The following is a 15,309-nucleotide window of genomic DNA, read 5'->3' as shown; positions in this document are numbered from 1 at the left end:
AGGACCTTGCCGACGCAGTTATGGCCCGACCGATGCGGGTTCCGACCGCGTGATGGAGCCTCGTGATCCGTCATGCCTGACAGCGGCCGCGAACAGGAGCGTGGTGACCATCAGTCCGATCGGCACCATGGTGTAGGATGCGATGGTTCTCGCCAGCAGAGGAACCAGCCAAGCAGCAGCGAGGAGCGAAATTTCGTATCTGGCAAACCCGGAACGCATACCGTTGCGCACGAGAAATGCGACGGCTGCGCCCAACACGACCATGTCGTAATCCAGCACATAGGGTGTAGCGAGCAGGGTGGCGCTGCACAGAGCCGAAGCCTTGACATCGAATGCGACAGGTCGTCTCCAGAGCCGTACCGTCCACATCGCAATGATGATCGTGAAAAGGGTCTGGAGGACGTGCGCCAGCGGGATCGAACCACCCCACATGCGCACGGCGGAGAATATGCTCTGTATTTTCTCCCAGCCGGTTGATCCCGCCTCAAGAACGATGGACTTTGTCAGCGCGAGACTTGCATAGAAGGAAAGCCAGACGTCGATGCCGAGAACGGCCGTTACCAGAAGCACCATGGAAATCACGGTTGCCGCGGCGGCCATGAAGGTTCTCCACCGCCCGGTTGCCATCAGCACCAGCGGGATCAACAGTCCGAATTGCGGCTTGTAGGCAAGAAGTCCGATCAGGATACCGGCAACGACCGGCCGCCGATCAAGAAGGATAAGTGCGCCGGCAAGAAGCGATACCGTGAGGAAGCCATTGTGCCCGTGCCCGACATTGACGAAGACGACTGGCGAGGCGGCAGCCAGGAAAAGCATCTCCCTTGATGGAATGATGGCGTAGGCTGTCCGGAGATATAGAATGAATGTGGAAACCTGCCAGACTGCCAGTGCTGCCAGATACGGCAGCGCTGCAAGGCCAGCGGCAAGAAGCAGGAAAAAGGGAGGATAGTGCCAACCATAGAATGGGATATCGGGCCTGCCGAAAATGCTCTGCTCTTCGGCGTGTTCCAATGACCAGTCATAGGCATTGGCGGCGTCGCCGCGCAGGGTCATGCGGCCTGCTGCATAGACGTTGGAAAAGTCCGTTCCGAGCGGCTTCCCGTCCCAGGCAACAAGTCCGTTGGAAGTGGCGAGAAGCCAGGTCATGCCGGCAACCATCAAGACGATGCATATCCAGCCATAGCCGCGTCTGCGATCCGCGGTCAGCCAGATCCCGCTTGCAATGGTTTCGAGCATCGACAGCATGTTCCCGTTTGAGCCGGCGCCCGCGGCCAGCATGAGCAGAAGAGTATCGACCTGACTGTTAAGAATGACTTAGGCCGCGTTATGTTGAAAAGAATCGCAGTCGACAAACCGTAATCCGCGCCCCATATGGCCGTTGACTGGCAACTGTCGTGGCCCTGGCTTATATCGGCCTGGATAAGGCCGCCTTTCAGCATGGAGATTCGGGGATAATGTCGGAAATCACCAAACAGCAGGTCATGGAAAAACTGAAGTCGGTCCGCGGGCCGGATCTGGATGGTGACATTGTCAGTCTCGGCATGGTGTCCGATGCCTTCATCGCCGACGGCAAGGTGTATTTTTCCATCACCGTACCGGCCGAGCGGGCGCGCGAGCTGGAGCCGCTGCGCCAGGCCGGCGTTTGTCGTTAAATCTTGTTTCAGACAATCGCGTCATTTTGGTTCGCAATTTCCGAATATGAGCCGCGAGCCCCTCATGTCTGCTGATCGCCCAGTCACTCTCTCGATCGTCGCACCTTGCTACAACGAGGCCGAAGGTATCCTGGAGTTCTGCCGCCGCGCGAGCGCTGCCGCGCGCGATGTAGCTGGCAATTCGTTCGAGCTTTTGCTTGTCGATGATGGCTCGCGGGATGCGACGTGGGACAAATTGTCTGACCTTGCCGAAAAGCAAAAGGAAATCGTGGCGATCAAGCTGATGCGCAATCACGGTCACCAACTCGCCGCGACCGCGGGACTGGCAAATTCCAGGGGAGAGTTTGTGCTGCTGATCGATGCCGACCTGCAAGATCCCCCGGAACTTGTCTCCCAAATGATGGCCATGATGAATGAAGGGCTGGATGTTGTTTACGGCCAGCGGAGGGAGCGCAAGGGCGAGAGCTGGTTCAAGCTCGCGACCGCGAAGGCATTTTACCGGATACTTCCATGGCTTGCGAAGACCGATATCCCCAAGGACACCGGTGATTTCCGCCTCATGCGCCGCAGGGTTGTCGACATTCTCCTTTCCATGCCGGAGCAGGACCGCTTCCTTCGCGGCATGGTCAGCTGGATCGGGGGGCGACAGGCACCGATCCTCTATGAACGGGATCCACGTTATGCGGGCACCACGGGCTACCCACTGACCAAGATGCTGCGGCTTGCCATCGATGCGATTACAGGGTTTTCAACCCGCCCACTGAGGATTGCGACATGGTGCGGCGTCTTCTCGGCGGCGGCCGCAGTCGGTCTCTTGCTCTACACGATTGCCCGATGGATGGCAGGCGACACGGTTGTCGGCTGGTCGAGCCTTATGGTCGTCATAACCGGCTTCAGCGCGGTGCAGCTGCTGACGCTCGGAATTCTCGGCGAGTATCTTGGACGCCTCGTGCAACAGAGCAAGTCGCGGCCGCTCTATTTGGTTGACCAGATCGTCGCGGACGGGTTTTCCAGGACGATCTCTCATACCCGTATCGACCGACTGTCCGACGGTTATTCCAAGGTGCCAGGCGATCGGGAGCTGCTGTGATGATCCGCGAAATCACGGAGCGGGCGTCGATGATCCTGGGCCGCGATATTACAACTTTCCTTAAATACGGCATGACAGGCGTTGCCAACACGCTGGTCGATATCGCGACGTTTTCCGTGCTCCTTTGGCTGGGCGCAGATGGCAATCTGGCAAATGTGGCCGGCTTCGGAATGGGTGCCGTCAACAGTTACATGATGAACAAGCATTACACCTTCGCCGTCGCAAAAGGCGCTGGAGCAGGCGCCGAAGTGAGGCGGATTGCCGCCTTTTCCTGCGTTGTGCTTCTTTGCCTGCTGGTGTCGGCTGTGACGTTCCATTTGGCCTACAGCCCATTCGGGGCGGTGGTGGCGAAACTCATCTCGACCCTCGCGGTGCTGGTCTTCGGCTTCACGCTGAACCGTGCTTTCGTCTTTCGCAGTGTGTCCTGAAATGGTGTTGTGATCGTCATGCGGAACCTTTCAGGAATGAGCGACGGTTCGGCAGGCGCTACGGGCCGCCACAGCCTTGCCGCGCTGACGCCATGGCTCATCCTCCTCCATGTGCTTGCCGTTGGCCTGTTGGTGACGGTGATTACCGTGCCGCCGGTCCTGGACTATCCAAATCACTATGTTCGGTTTTGGCTTCTGGCCGGCGGGATCAACGAAGCTCCGCTTTCATCGATGTACAGCGTGGACTGGTCTCGAACGGTCACCAACATCGGTGTCGATCTTGTGGCCAGCCTTGCCGGCCCCATCCTCGGCGCCGATGTCATTGCAAAACTGGCCCTGTTCCTGAGCTTCAGCCTGCCAACGTTCGGCGCGATTGTGCTCAATCGCCATTTGGCAGGGCGCTGGCATCCGTGGCAGCTTGCGATACTCTTCTTTGCATGGTCGGCAACATCGATAGGCGGCTTCATGAATTTTCAGATCGGGCTGGGGCTCGCTCTGATTTTTGCGTGGGTCGATTGCCGGATAAGCGTTCGCAGGCAGATCATTCTATTGCCATGGCGGGCTGTGGCATTCGGCCTGTTGCTGATCGTTCACGCCTTTCCGGCCTGCTTCTTCCTTCTGATCATTGGCGCACTCGAGTTCGGTTCTGACTTCACGCCCTTCCATTCGTGGAGAAAGGCTGGAGCGGCTGCCAGACGAATATTTTGGGCAGCACTCGCCTGCGCAATCCCCCTCGTATTGATCTTCGCCCTCGGTCCGGCTGTTCCCGGCGGCAACGCCGGTCTGCAACTGATGTGGAACGACACGTTGCAGACCCAGCTTTTGAATATCGCATCAGCCTTCTGGAGCTACGACTTTCGTGTTGACTACTCCTTTCTGGTCTTGCTCTGCATCGGGCTCCTGCTTTTGCGCCGCTCTGCCCGCGGACATGCTCATGCCGGGTTGCTCCTGGGGTTCGCCGCTCTGTGCATCTTTTCCGTGATTGCACCGCGCAACATGCTGGCCACCGGCTGGATCAGTTGGCGCTTTCCGATCATGGCAGCGCTGGTCGGGATGGCTGCCTTCCTGCCGGGCGAAATGCAGGACAACAATCGATATCGTTTTGCATGGGTGCTGATCGTCCTTGCCGTCTTCGGCAGGATGGCATGGGTCGGCAGCAACTGGATACGCTACCAGGACGACGTCAACGACGTCATCGCCGTGGTCAAGGATATTCCCGCGGGATCGGCGGTCCTTCAGGCTGGGCATGTTGACCCTGCGGGAGTTCCGTTCTGGAAGTCCTATCGACACATGGCTTGGTCTTACGACACATATAGGCATGTGGCCACGCTTGCCGTGCCCATCGCCCACTCTTTCGTGCCAACCGTTTTCACCGCCTACGGAAAGCAGCCATTGGAGGTCCGTCGAGACTGGCGGGACATAGATGTTCCGGAAGACAACTTGATCCCGATTTTCTGGCTGGCATGCAAGAGTGCTGCCGACTATGACGGGACATATTGGCAATATCTCGCAAATTGGCGCCAGCGCTTTGATTACGTGCTTGTTCTCAACGCCGACCTTCCGGATGAACGGGCAGGCTTCGATGTGCCAGATGGTCTGGATCTGGTTCACCATACCACTTTCGCTGATCTTTTTCGCGTCGCGAAAAATAGACAAGGCCAGGGCGTTGAAATGGAAAGGCCTTATTGTTCCAACAAGTAGGGCGGCATTTTCGCGGGTATCTCTTCGCCTGCATCAGTCTTGATTTGCCGAAAACATCTCCGATGCCTAAATACGGTGTCATCGCCAATAGGAATAAGCTTGAAATGCCCGAAATCACCAAACAGCAGGTCATGGAGAAACTGAAGTCGGTCCGCGGGCCGGATCTGGATGGTGACATTGTCAGTCTCGGCATGGTCTCCGATGCCTTCATCGCCGACGGCAAGGTGTATTTTTCCATCACCGTTCCGGCCGAGCGGGCGCGCGAGCTGGAGCCGCTGCGCCAGGCCGCCGAGCGGGTGGTGAAAGACATTCCCGGCGTGACCGGGGTCCTGGCGACGCTGACGGCAGACAAGAAGGCCGGCACACCCAATCCGGCGCCTGAGCGTCCGGCACCGCAGGCTGCCCACGCCGGCCATGGCCATGCGGGCCACTCTCATGGAAGCCAAGGCCAAGGAAATCAGGGCCAGCCGCGCGGCAAGTCGGGCGTTCCGGGTATCGGCGCCATCATCGCGGTCGCCTCCGGCAAGGGCGGCGTCGGCAAGTCGACCACAGCCGTCAATCTGGCGCTTGGCCTTCAGGCCAACGGCCTGAAGGTCGGGCTTCTGGACGCCGACATCTACGGCCCCTCGGTGCCACGTTTGCTGAAGATCACCGGACGTCCGACGCAGATCGACGGCCGGGTCATCCGGCCGATGGAAAATTACGGGTTGAAGGCCATGTCGATGGGCTTCCTGGTCGAGGAAGACACGGCGATGATCTGGCGTGGCCCGATGGTGCAGTCGGCGCTGATGCAGATGCTGCGCGAAGTCGCCTGGGGCGATCTCGACGTGCTCGTGGTCGACATGCCGCCGGGCACCGGCGACGCGCAGCTCACAATGGCCCAGCAGGTGCCGCTCGCCGGCGCCGTCATCGTCTCGACGCCGCAGGATCTCGCGCTGATCGACGCCCGCAAGGCGGTCAACATGTTCAACAAGGTCGAAATCCCGGTTCTCGGCGTCGTCGAGAACATGAGCTATTTCGTCTGCCCGAACTGCGGGACCAGCCACGATATCTTCGGCCATGGCGGCGCTCGCGCCGAAGCCGAAAAGATCGGCGTGCCGTTCCTCGGCGAGGTGCCGCTGACCATGGAAATCCGCGAGAACTCGGATGCCGGAACGCCGGTCGTCGTCTCCGCGCCTGACGGCCCGCATGCCAAGGTCTACCGCGCCATCGCCGAGAAGGTCTGGCAGTCGGTCGGAGAAAAACGCCAGCCGGCCGCGCCGTCCATCGTCTTTGACGAGTAAAAGCCGACCGCCCAATCGGGCGGAAAGGTTAAGTTCAGACTATCCCATTGTTTTGATGATGAAATGATTTGAATTTCGCAGCGGAAATTATGGCTTCTCTGCGAAGTTCAAGCACGTTTCAATCTGATGATGGCGTCAGAATAGCGCAGGGGGCTGGCGTGTCTTTGGCAATTTCACTATGTTGCGGCTCCCTAGACATGAGGCAGGACCTCCCACCTGTTGCACTCTGATGACTGATTTCACTGAGTATGCGGCGCACGGCCCGAAAGATGAGGGCGCGCGCAAACTTCTTCCTTTGACACTTGGATCCATCGGCGTCGTCTACGGCGATATCGGCACGAGTCCGCTCTATGCCTTCCGCGAGGCATTGCGCCCGATCGCGTTCGACGGCATCGCCCGCGCGGAAATCATCGGCCTCGTTTCGCTGATGATCTGGTCGCTGACGATCATCGTGACGATCAAATACGTCCTTGTGCTCCTGAGGGCGGACAATGACGGCGAAGGCGGGACGCTCTCGCTGCTGGCGCTGCTGATGAAGACCGGCAACGGCCACACGGCGCTGTTGATGTTCATGGGCCTGGCCGGCGCCGCACTGTTCCTTGGCGATGCCATGATCACCCCGGCGCTCTCCGTCATGTCCGCGGTCGAGGGCCTGAAGCTGACGGCGCCCGGGTTGTCCGAGTTCATCGTGCCGATCTCGCTCGGCATCCTGATCGGCCTCTTTGCGATCCAGTCGCGGGGTACCGGCACGGTTGCCAGCTTCTTCGGGCCGATCACCCTGATCTGGTTTATCGTGCTGGCGGCCGGCGGCGTGTCGCACATCTTCGACGATCCGGCGATCTTCCAGGCGTTCAATCCGGTCCATGCCGTCTCCTTCCTGCTGCGCGAGGGCACGCTCGGCCTGATCGTGCTTGGCGCGGTGTTCCTGACGGTGACGGGGGCGGAAGCGCTTTATGCCGACCTCGGCCATTTCGGCCGGCGGCCGATCCAGCTCGCCTGGTTCGTCGTCGTCTTCCCGGCCTTGACGTTGAACTATCTAGGCCAGGGTGCCTTCATCCTGAAGACGCCGGAAGCCGCAAGCGATCCGTTCTTCCTGATGTTCCCGCAATGGGCGCTGCTGCCCGTGGTGCTTCTGGCGACGGCGGCGACCATCATCGCCAGCCAGGCGGTCATCACCGGCGCGTTTTCTCTGACCCGCCAGGCGATCCACCTCGGCTTCCTGCCGCGCCTCGACATCCTCTTTACCTCCGAGACGAATACCGGGCAGATCTATCTGCCGGCGGTCAACGCCGTGCTTCTCTTCGGCGTCACCGTTCTCGTCCTCGGCTTCGAGAGTTCCGACCGGCTGGCCACCGCCTACGGTCTCTCCGTCACCGGCGCCATGGTGGTTACGACCATCCTGTTCTTCGAATTCGCCCGCGTGCGCTGGAAATGGCCGACGCCGGTCGCCATCCTCGTGCTTCTGCCGCTCTTCTGCCTGGAACTCATCTTCCTTGGCGCCAACCTTTTGAAGATCCATGAGGGTGGTTATGTGCCGGTGCTGCTCGCCAGCTTCTTCACGCTCATCATGTGGACCTGGTGGCGCGGTTCGCGGCTGATTTCGTCGAAGATCGCCCAGCAGGACCTGCGGCTGATGCCGTTCCTGCAGTCGATCGAGCGCAAGAGCGACCATGCTCCGGTCTCGGTGCCCGGCACGGCGATCTTCCTGACATCCGATCCCGACACGCCGCCGCCGGCGCTGATGCACAATCTGAAGCACAATCACGTGCTGCACGAGCGCAACATCATCCTGACGATCCGCACGATCAACAAGCCGCGGCTGAGGGAGGAGGACCGCTACGTCCTCGACAAGATCTCGGAGCGCTTCTGGCGGGTGGAACTGCATTTCGGCTTCATGGAGACGCAGAACGTTTCTAAGGCCCTCGGCTATCTGCGCAAGGCCGGCCTGAAGTTCGACATCATGTCGACCTCCTTCTATCTGGGCCGGCGCAAGCTCGTGCCGGACGCCAAGCACGGCATGCCGCTCTGGCAGGACAAGCTGTTCATCGCGATAGCCAACACCGCGGCCGACCCCTCGGATTACTTCCGCCTACCGGCCAACCGCGTCGTCGAGCTCGGTACCCAGGTCATCATCTAGCACCGCTTTCGCCTGCCGGCGTTTACCCGAAATGGCGCCAATCCGCGCCTTTTCGGGGCGGTCTTCCGCATGCTTTCTCCGGCGTTAACCGCTCATCAAGGTTAATGAGAGATATTTTTCCCCGTGTAGAGAGTTTTGTTGGAGTAGCGTGTTGCGTAGGAAGTACTCGTACCGGCGCCGCAAGGGAGCCTGGGTTTCGCCGGTCGTCTTCGGCATCGCCGCCTGGCTTTCCTTTCCGTCCGTCGCCGCCTATGCGGATCTGGCCGGTCTGCTGAGCGGGGTCGATGGCGGCCCGCAAAGCTGGAACATGGTGCTGACAAAGGCGCCGTCCGGCTCGGTCCATGACGCCGAACTGGCGTTCAACGATCCGATCATCACCGGCGCGATCGGCCACGATGCCGGCATTATTCTCCCCAATGGCGAAAAGGTCGCCATCCGCAATTCAGCCAAGCCGAAATCGGACACGCCTGACGAAGACCGTGTCATGCGCGCCGACAAGAAGAGCCGTATCGTCGCCGTCGCGCCGATGCTGCCGCCGGAGGAGTTTACCGCTGGCTCGATCAGCGGCCGGGTCAAGCTGTTCTTCTCGCCGGTCGCGGCCGGCAACAAGCGCACGTCGTTCCTGAAGCCGAAGAAGGGCGAACACCAGACGCAGATCGCGTCGGTGTTCCGCAAGGACAAGAAGACGAACTCGGAACTGCCTGCACCGCCCGCGGCCCTTGTCGCGCTGATGAACCATGACAGTGGCGATGTGCTTGCCTCGGCCTACGCGCCGTCGAAGCCGGATTACACGAGGGCCTCGCCGTTCGATTCGATCCTGCGCAAGGAGCCGAAGGATCCCGGCCGCTTCGTGCCGCCGAAGGAAGCCGGTGACCATGCCTGGGTGGCGACCGTATTGCCCGAAGGCGTCTTTTCTGCCCGAGAACAACAATGCCTGGCGTCCGGCATCTACTTCGAAGCCCGCGGCGAATCCGTCAAGGGGCAGGCCGCCGTCGCCCAGGTGATCCTCAACCGGGTGCGCAATCCCGCCTATCCGGATACGGTTTGCGGCGTCGTCTACCAGAACAAGGACTGGCGCAACCGCTGCCAGTTCTCGTTTGCCTGCGACAACATCCGCGACCGGATCAACTCCACCTACCACTGGAAGGTCGCCCGCGAAGTGGCGATGGCGACCACGTCAGGCAAGATCTGGCTGCCGGAAGTGGGATCGGCGACGCACTATCATGCCGTCTACGTCCGGCCGCGCTGGGCAAAGACGATGGAGAAGGTCGGCCGCATCGGACTGCATGTCTTCTACCGCACGTATGGCGGCGGCTGGAGCTGACCACGGACTTCGGCCCTGTTCCTTATATAAAGACAGACTTCACAGACTGCCGGTCGGGACATTCCACCGGCAGTCTGGCGCGTTTTTGTGCCAAACTTTCGCTATATCGCTGCGGTCGCGATTTAAATGCATGATTTTCATAGGTATTTTTGTCGTGCATTGAGCATGGTCTACGCCTTGACTATGCGGAAACCTAAAACTATGTTGCGCGCGACTTCAAAACGGGCCAGAAGGTATCGACCCACGCCATTTGAATGTCCAGAAGGGGCGGGGGCCCCGGCCGGATTGGGATGGGTAGGATGACCGAAGACCGCGACGAGAGTCTGGAAGAACGCCGCAAGCGGCTGGGAGCTGAAATCGCTTCCGTGCGCAAGGATGCGGAGATGGATGAGGCGGGGGAAATCAGGGCCGAGGAAAGCCGTAAAGGCTACGCGATGGCCGTGAAACTCTCCAGCGAATTCATTTCTGCCATCATCGTCGGCGGGTTGCTGGGCTATCTTCTCGACTGGCTGGCCGGTACGTCGCCATGGGGGCTTATCGTCTTGCTCCTGCTTGGCTTCTGTGCCGGTGTGTTGAACGTGTTGCGGGCGAGCGGGAAGGTGACGACACCGCATCCGATCGACCGTGACGTACATAAATAAGAAGTGTGCTTCGGCCCCGGGCTGAAAGCATCCGTGAAATGAAACAGGCTTCCGCTTTCAGGCGGGCAACGTGAGAGAGAGCTCAAGGTGTCCAACGATCCGACCCACCAGTTCCTGATCCAGAAGATTGTTCCGATCGAAATCGGTGGAATTGATTTCTCGTTCACCAACGCCTCGCTGTTCATGGTGGCGACTGTCGCTGCAGCATCCGGTTTCCTCTACCTGTCGACCACGCGCCGCGGCCTGATCCCGACGCGCATGCAGTCCGCAGCAGAGATGTCCTACGAATTCATCGCCTCGATGCTGAGGGAAGGGGCGGGCAGCCACGGGATGAAGTTCTTCCCGCTCGTCTTTTCGCTGTTCATGTTCGTTCTGACGGCAAACCTTCTCGGCCTCGTGCCCTACTTCTTCACCGTGACCGCGCAGATCGTCGTCACCTTCGCGCTGGCGCTGTTCGTCATCGGCACGGTGCTGGTCTACGGTTTCTACAAGCATGGTTTCGGGTTCCTCCAGCTCTTCGTGCCGTCGGGTGTGCCCGGCGCGCTCCTGCCGCTGGTGATAACGATCGAAATCATCTCGTTCCTGTCGCGTCCGGTTTCGCTGTCGGTTCGTCTGTTTGCGAACATGCTGGCCGGCCACATCACGCTCAAGGTTTTCGCGGGCTTCGTTGCCTCGCTTGGCGCTCTCGGTGCACTCGGTGTTGGCGGGGCAATCCTGCCGCTCGCCATGACGGTTGCCCTGACCGCCCTCGAACTTCTCGTCGCCTTCCTGCAGGCCTACGTCTTCGCCGTTCTGACCTGCATGTATCTCAATGATGCGATCCATCCCGGCGGGCACTGAGAATTGAAGTCATCGGTGCCTGGTCAGGCACCTAAAATGCCGCAACAACCATTTCGAAGGAGTTCACACATGGAAGCGGAAGCAGCAAAGTACATCGGCGCAGGCCTGGCTTGCTTTGGTATGGCCGGCACGGCTCTCGGCCTCGGCAACATCTTCGGCAACTACCTGTCCGGCGCTCTGCGTAACCCGTCTGCAGCTGACAGCCAGTTCGGCCGCCTCGTATTCGGCTTCGCCGTTACGGAAGCTCTGGGCATCTTCTCGCTGCTCATCGCTCTCCTCCTGCTGTTCGCTGTCTAATACAGCGTAAAGCTCCGGATCACGGGCGGGCTTCATGCCTCTCCCGTGATCCTTTGCATTTGCAGGACACCTGGAGGTGAGCATGTTTGTGACCCCGGCTTATGCCGAGACGGCACCGGCCGCAGGCGAGGTGCATACCGAGACCGGCGTAGCCCAAGAGGCCGGTCACGAAACCGGTGTGTTCCCGCCATTCGATCATACGACGTTTCCGTCGCAGCTCTTGTGGCTGGCGATTACGTTCGGCCTTTTCTACCTGCTGATGCAGAAGGTCATCGTTCCGCAGATCGGCGGCATCCTGGAAAACCGGCACGACCGGATCGCCCAGGATCTCGACGAAGCGGCTCGCCTGAAGGGCGATGCCGACGCGGCCATCGCGACCTATGAAAAGGAATTGGCGGACGCCAAGGCCAAGGCAGGCGCCATTGCTTCGAAGGCACGTGACGAGGCTCAGGCCAAGGCCGATGCCGAGCGCAGCGCGCTGGAGGCAAGCCTTGCCGAAAAGCTTGCCGCCGCAGAAGCAAGCATTGCCGAAATCAAGGCCAAGGCGTTCAATGACGTCGGCACGATTGCTGCGGAAACCGCGGCGACGATCGTCGACGAACTGATCGGCGTCAGCGGCAACCAGGCAGATGCCACGGCTGCGGTCGCTGGCCTGTCGATGGGCAAGGGAGCGTAACACGATGCATTTTGATGCAACATTTTTCGCTTTCGTCGCATTCCTGATCTTCATCGTCGGTATCGTCTACCTGAAGGTTCCGGGCATGCTGGCAAAGTCGCTCGACGACCGCGCCGGCCAGATCCGTGACGAGTTGGCGGAAGCCAAGCGCCTGCGCGAAGAGGCTCAGCACCTGCTGGCCGAATACCAGCGCAAGCGCAAGGAAGCCGAAGCCGAAGCCGCAAGCATTGTCGCCGTCGCCGAGCGCGAAGCGAAGATGCTGGCCGAGGAAGCCAAGCAGAAGACGGAAGACTACGTCGCCCGTCGCAACGCGCTTTCCGAGCAGAAGATCAAGCAGGCCGAGACCGACGCCGTCAACGCGGTTCGCTCCGCAGCCGTCGATCTGGCCATTGCCGCCGCCGAGAAGGTTCTGGCCGACAAGGTGGATGGCAGCGTCAAGGAAAAGCTGTTCAACGCGTCGGTCGAACAGGTTCGCACGCGCCTGAACTGAGGCCTGGCCTCAAGCCAACAGATATTGAAAAGGCCGGGTCTGACCCGGCCTTTTTCGTTCGTGGTGGATCTGGTCCTTGTGGTCAGTCCTTGCGCAGGGGCCGGAAGCTCATGCGGTGAAGCCGACAACCGCCGTGAAGTTCGATTGCGGCCCTGTGGATGGCCGTTCCATAGCCGGCATGGCCGGCGAAGCCATAGGCAGGAAAGATCCGGTCGGCTTCTTCCATCATCCGGTCGCGCGTCACCTTGGCGACAATGGAGGCAGCGGCAATCGACAGGCTGCGGGCATCGCCCTTGATGATGGCGTCGCCGGCGCAGGGCAGGCCCTTCGGCACGTCGCGGCCATCGACCAGCACCATGGCCGGCTTGAGGGTGAGGCCCAGGACCGCGCGGCGCATGGCATCAAGGCTGGCCTTCAGGATGTCTGTCCGGTCGATGCGCGCCGGTCCGGATGAGGCGATGCCGACGGAAAGCGCCGAGGTCAGGATCTCCTCGAACAGGGCCGCGCGTCTGGCAGCCGAAAGCTTCTTGGAATCGTTGAGGCCGAGCGGGATATTGTCCGGGTCGAGGATCACCGCGGCTGCCACCACCGGACCGGCGAGCGGCCCCCGGCCGGCTTCGTCGGCGCCGGCGACAGGCCAGTGGCCGGCCTTCTTCTTGCGCATCTCGAGATCGAAGTCGGGACCGGCGGCTGGCGGAAAAAGGTCAGGAGAATCGGGCGGCGTGCGGCGTTTCATACGCGGACGTTTGCACGCCGCCTCGATTTCCTGCAAGCCCCCGGATCGGGCTGGAAGTCATATCGCAGCCCGAGGGAGCGTTCCCGCACAAGGGCGGGTGGAACGGGAACGCATCCTGGCGGCATCCGGGGGCTATCCGGGAGGAGAGGCAGGCGGAACCTCCCGGAAAGCTTCAAGTCTAGAGCAGCGACAGCTGCACGCCGCCGCCGTCCGGCGGCACGAATAGGTCGTCGCGCAGTGGCATCTGCCGGCGGGCGAGACCCAGCCGCTTGGTCGCCAGTTCGAAGCGCCGGCTGATCTGCCAGGCATAGGGACCGGCACCCTTCATGCGCTTGCCGAATTCGGCGTCGTAGTCCTTGCCGCCGCGCATGGAGCGCACCAGCGACATGACATGACGGTAGCGGTCCGGGTAATGCTGCAGCAGCCAGTCGCGGAAGAGGGGGCTGACTTCGAGCGGCAGGCGCAGCAGCACGTAGCCGGCCTCGCACGCGCCCGCCGCCTTGCCGGAATCGAGCAGCCGCTCGATCTCGTGGTCGTTGAGCGCGGGAATGATCGGCGCCGTCAGGATGCCCGTCGGAATGCCGGCATCCGAAAGCGCCTTGATCGTCTCCAGCCGCTTGGCCGGCGTCGCGGCCCGTGGTTCCATTGCCCGCGCCAGCTTCCTGTCGAGCGTCGTCACGGAGATCGTCACCTTGGCGAGGCCCTTCTCGGCGAGCTTCGACAAGAGGTCGATGTCGCGCATCACCATCGCCGACTTGGTGACGATGCCGACGGGATGGCTGGCGGCCAGCAGCACTTCGAGGATCTGGCGCATGATCCGCCATTCCTTCTCGACCGGCTGGTAGGGGTCGGTATTGGTGCCGATGGCGATCGTCCGCGGACGGTAGCCGGGCTTGGAAATCTCCCGCTCCAGAAGCTTCGCGGCATCCGGCTTGGCAAACAGCTTGGACTCGAATTCCAGCCCCGGTGAAAGCCCCATGAAGGCATGCGTCGGCCGGGCGAAGCAATAGATGCAGCCGTGCTCGCAACCGCGATAGGGATTGATCGAACGGTCGAAGGGTATGTCGGGGGATTCGTTGCGCGTGATGATCGAGCGCGGCTTTTCCACCTGCACATCGGTCTTGAAGACGGGCAGGTCTTCCAGCGTGCTCCAGCCGTCGTCGAAGCTGACGGTCTCATGCTTCTCGAAGCGGCCGCCAGGGTTCAACCCTGCACCGCGTCCCTTGCGGCGATCGATGTCGATCCGCAAGCCAGACGTCTTGATCAGCGAATTGGCAATATCAGCCGTATTGGCAGGCGCAAAAGCGTCCTGCCCCGAATGGTTCAAGCTTGCCATTGGGACTTCTCCGTTAAGGGAATCTGCTTGTTCCCTCGTCTCTGTTCCAATTCGTAACGGGGAAATGAGAACAAAGCAAGTACAGAACTTTATTTTTTTGTGGCATTCGGTTGTGCGGCGCGATAATCATAACCCCATGTTGACAGTCATCATGGAATGCCAGGATCAGGAACCGGAGTTGGCGCAGACCCTGTCAGTGCTGGTCGCCGGAGCTGTTGAAGGGTTGGTCAGCGACGTCGTGGTGCTCGACCGGGGGTCGCAGGACGGGTCGGCCCGGGTGGCCGAGGCGGCAGGCTGTCGCTATCATGAAGACTGGGATCTGGGCGAGGTGGTCAGCAAGGCGCGCGGCGAGTGGATACTCCTGCTCGAGCCGGGTGCGCGGCCGCAGACCGGCTGGGTCGAGGAACTGCTCGAATACCTGTCGCTGAACAAGCTGCCGGCCCGCTTCTCGCCTTCGCGAAATTACCGCCTGCCGTTCCTCAAGCGCTTTCGGCGCGGCCGCAAGCCGCTGGAATACGGCTTCCTCATTCCAAAGCGCCAGGCGCTGGACCTTGTCCGGTCCGGCAAGCATCTGGCCGAGGTCGCCGCCAGCAGCAAGGCGAAGACGCTGAGCAGCGAAGTCATCCCTTCATGGGTGGCCAGGGCTGCCCGGGCGGCCTGACTGTTCGCCATGAGTTG

15 protein-coding genes and 1 pseudogene are annotated in these 15,309 nt (G+C 60.9%); 13 read left to right on the top strand and 3 right to left on the bottom strand.

All coding sequences use genetic code 11. The features are described 5' to 3' along the window. Nucleotides 1–18: 18 nt before the first annotated feature. A complete protein-coding gene (locus ACU5AY_RS13190) occupies nt 19–1,236 on the bottom strand; it encodes a glycosyltransferase family 87 protein (RefSeq protein ID WP_446826561.1) in 1,218 nt (405 codons plus the stop codon). 218 nt (nt 1,237–1,454) lie between these two features. On the opposite strand from ACU5AY_RS13190, the pseudogene ACU5AY_RS13185 reads away from it, so the two are divergent. The 12 genes and pseudogenes from ACU5AY_RS13185 to ACU5AY_RS13130 all read left to right on the top strand — a co-directional run. Continuing rightward, nucleotides 1,455–1,637 (top strand): annotated as a pseudogene (locus tag ACU5AY_RS13185) (iron-sulfur cluster assembly protein); the annotation flags it as partial. A gap of 79 nt (nt 1,638–1,716) precedes the next feature. Beyond that, complete coding sequence (locus ACU5AY_RS13180; protein ID WP_446826560.1) at nt 1,717–2,742, top strand: glycosyltransferase family 2 protein; 1,026 nt, start codon at nt 1,717–1,719, stop codon at nt 2,740–2,742. Further along, the gene (locus ACU5AY_RS13175) at nt 2,742–3,170 is read left to right on the top strand and encodes a GtrA family protein (protein ID WP_446826559.1); all 429 of its coding nucleotides are present in this window, start codon (nt 2,742–2,744) and stop codon (nt 3,168–3,170) included. Before ACU5AY_RS13180 ends, ACU5AY_RS13175 begins: the two co-directional genes overlap by 1 nt. 36 nt (nt 3,171–3,206) lie before the next feature. Then, nucleotides 3,207–4,871, top strand: a complete 1,665-nt coding sequence (locus ACU5AY_RS13170) for a hypothetical protein (RefSeq protein ID WP_446826558.1) — start codon at nt 3,207–3,209, stop codon at nt 4,869–4,871. 104 nt (nt 4,872–4,975) lie between these two features. Next, nucleotides 4,976–6,154 (top strand): iron-sulfur cluster carrier protein ApbC, encoded by a 1,179-nt coding sequence (apbC, locus tag ACU5AY_RS13165; RefSeq protein ID WP_446826557.1) that lies wholly within the window; start codon nt 4,976–4,978, stop codon nt 6,152–6,154. A gap of 229 nt (nt 6,155–6,383) precedes the next feature. Further along, nucleotides 6,384–8,291: a potassium transporter Kup gene (locus ACU5AY_RS13160; RefSeq protein ID WP_446826556.1), complete on the top strand. Its 1,908-nt coding sequence runs from the start codon at nt 6,384–6,386 to the stop codon at nt 8,289–8,291. 151 nt (nt 8,292–8,442) lie between these two features. Then, complete coding sequence (locus tag ACU5AY_RS13155; protein WP_446829018.1) at nt 8,443–9,615, top strand: cell wall hydrolase; 1,173 nt, start codon at nt 8,443–8,445, stop codon at nt 9,613–9,615. Between the two features lie 299 nt (nt 9,616–9,914). Continuing rightward, nucleotides 9,915–10,256, top strand: a complete 342-nt coding sequence (locus ACU5AY_RS13150) for an AtpZ/AtpI family protein (RefSeq protein ID WP_446825150.1) — start codon at nt 9,915–9,917, stop codon at nt 10,254–10,256. An 87-nt stretch (nt 10,257–10,343) separates the two neighbouring features. Next, a complete protein-coding gene (locus tag ACU5AY_RS13145; protein WP_446825149.1) occupies nt 10,344–11,096 on the top strand; it encodes a F0F1 ATP synthase subunit A in 753 nt (250 codons plus the stop codon). 69 nt (nt 11,097–11,165) lie between these two features. Beyond that, entirely contained in the window at nt 11,166–11,393 is a 228-nt protein-coding gene (locus ACU5AY_RS13140) for a F0F1 ATP synthase subunit C (protein WP_006466154.1), read from the top strand. 82 nt (nt 11,394–11,475) lie between these two features. Continuing rightward, complete coding sequence (locus ACU5AY_RS13135; RefSeq protein WP_446825148.1) at nt 11,476–12,069, top strand: F0F1 ATP synthase subunit B; 594 nt, start codon at nt 11,476–11,478, stop codon at nt 12,067–12,069. A 4-nt stretch (nt 12,070–12,073) separates the two neighbouring features. Then, nucleotides 12,074–12,559: a F0F1 ATP synthase subunit B gene (locus tag ACU5AY_RS13130; protein ID WP_446826555.1), complete on the top strand. Its 486-nt coding sequence runs from the start codon at nt 12,074–12,076 to the stop codon at nt 12,557–12,559. 82 nt (nt 12,560–12,641) lie between these two features. Here the strand turns inward: ACU5AY_RS13130 and ACU5AY_RS13125 are convergent, their stop codons facing one another. Beyond that, nucleotides 12,642–13,295 (bottom strand): ribonuclease HII, encoded by a 654-nt coding sequence (locus ACU5AY_RS13125; RefSeq protein WP_446826554.1) that lies wholly within the window; start codon nt 13,293–13,295, stop codon nt 12,642–12,644. 178 nt (nt 13,296–13,473) lie between these two features. Further along, nucleotides 13,474–14,631, bottom strand: coding sequence for a PA0069 family radical SAM protein (locus ACU5AY_RS13120; protein ID WP_446826553.1), 1,158 nt, complete (start codon nt 14,629–14,631; stop codon nt 13,474–13,476). Nucleotides 14,632–14,767: 136 nt separating this feature from the next. Between ACU5AY_RS13120 and ACU5AY_RS13115 the strand changes: the two genes are divergently transcribed. Next, a complete protein-coding gene (locus ACU5AY_RS13115; RefSeq protein WP_446825144.1) occupies nt 14,768–15,292 on the top strand; it encodes a glycosyl transferase in 525 nt (174 codons plus the stop codon). Nucleotides 15,293–15,309: the final 17 nt, after the last annotated feature.

It is taken from the genome of Rhizobium sp. PAMB 3174, assembly GCF_052908375.1.
The sequence above is the reverse complement of the archived record's forward strand: the minus strand, read 5'-3'. Positions and strand labels throughout refer to the sequence as shown.

Excerpts from the sequence above, each read along its gene's own strand:
- apbC (WP_446826557.1), top strand. The coding sequence starts at position 4,976 with ATGCCCGAAATCACCAAACAGCAGGTCATGGAGAAACTGAAGTCGGTC.
- ACU5AY_RS13180 (WP_446826560.1), top strand. The coding sequence starts at position 1,717 with ATGTCTGCTGATCGCCCAGTCACTCTCTCGATCGTCGCACCTTGCTAC.
- ACU5AY_RS13130 (WP_446826555.1), top strand. The coding sequence starts at position 12,074 with ATGCATTTTGATGCAACATTTTTCGCTTTCGTCGCATTCCTGATCTTC.
- ACU5AY_RS13135 (WP_446825148.1), top strand. The coding sequence starts at position 11,476 with ATGTTTGTGACCCCGGCTTATGCCGAGACGGCACCGGCCGCAGGCGAG.
- ACU5AY_RS13160 (WP_446826556.1), top strand. The coding sequence starts at position 6,384 with ATGACTGATTTCACTGAGTATGCGGCGCACGGCCCGAAAGATGAGGGC.
- ACU5AY_RS13120 (WP_446826553.1), bottom strand. The coding sequence starts at position 14,631 with ATGGCAAGCTTGAACCATTCGGGGCAGGACGCTTTTGCGCCTGCCAAT.
- ACU5AY_RS13170 (WP_446826558.1), top strand. The coding sequence starts at position 3,207 with ATGAGCGACGGTTCGGCAGGCGCTACGGGCCGCCACAGCCTTGCCGCG.
- ACU5AY_RS13190 (WP_446826561.1), bottom strand. The coding sequence starts at position 1,236 with ATGCTCGAAACCATTGCAAGCGGGATCTGGCTGACCGCGGATCGCAGA.
- ACU5AY_RS13125 (WP_446826554.1), bottom strand. The coding sequence starts at position 13,295 with ATGAAACGCCGCACGCCGCCCGATTCTCCTGACCTTTTTCCGCCAGCC.
- ACU5AY_RS13115 (WP_446825144.1), top strand. The coding sequence starts at position 14,768 with ATGTTGACAGTCATCATGGAATGCCAGGATCAGGAACCGGAGTTGGCG.
- ACU5AY_RS13175 (WP_446826559.1), top strand. The coding sequence starts at position 2,742 with ATGATCCGCGAAATCACGGAGCGGGCGTCGATGATCCTGGGCCGCGAT.
- ACU5AY_RS13150 (WP_446825150.1), top strand. The coding sequence starts at position 9,915 with ATGACCGAAGACCGCGACGAGAGTCTGGAAGAACGCCGCAAGCGGCTG.
- ACU5AY_RS13140 (WP_006466154.1), top strand. The coding sequence starts at position 11,166 with ATGGAAGCGGAAGCAGCAAAGTACATCGGCGCAGGCCTGGCTTGCTTT.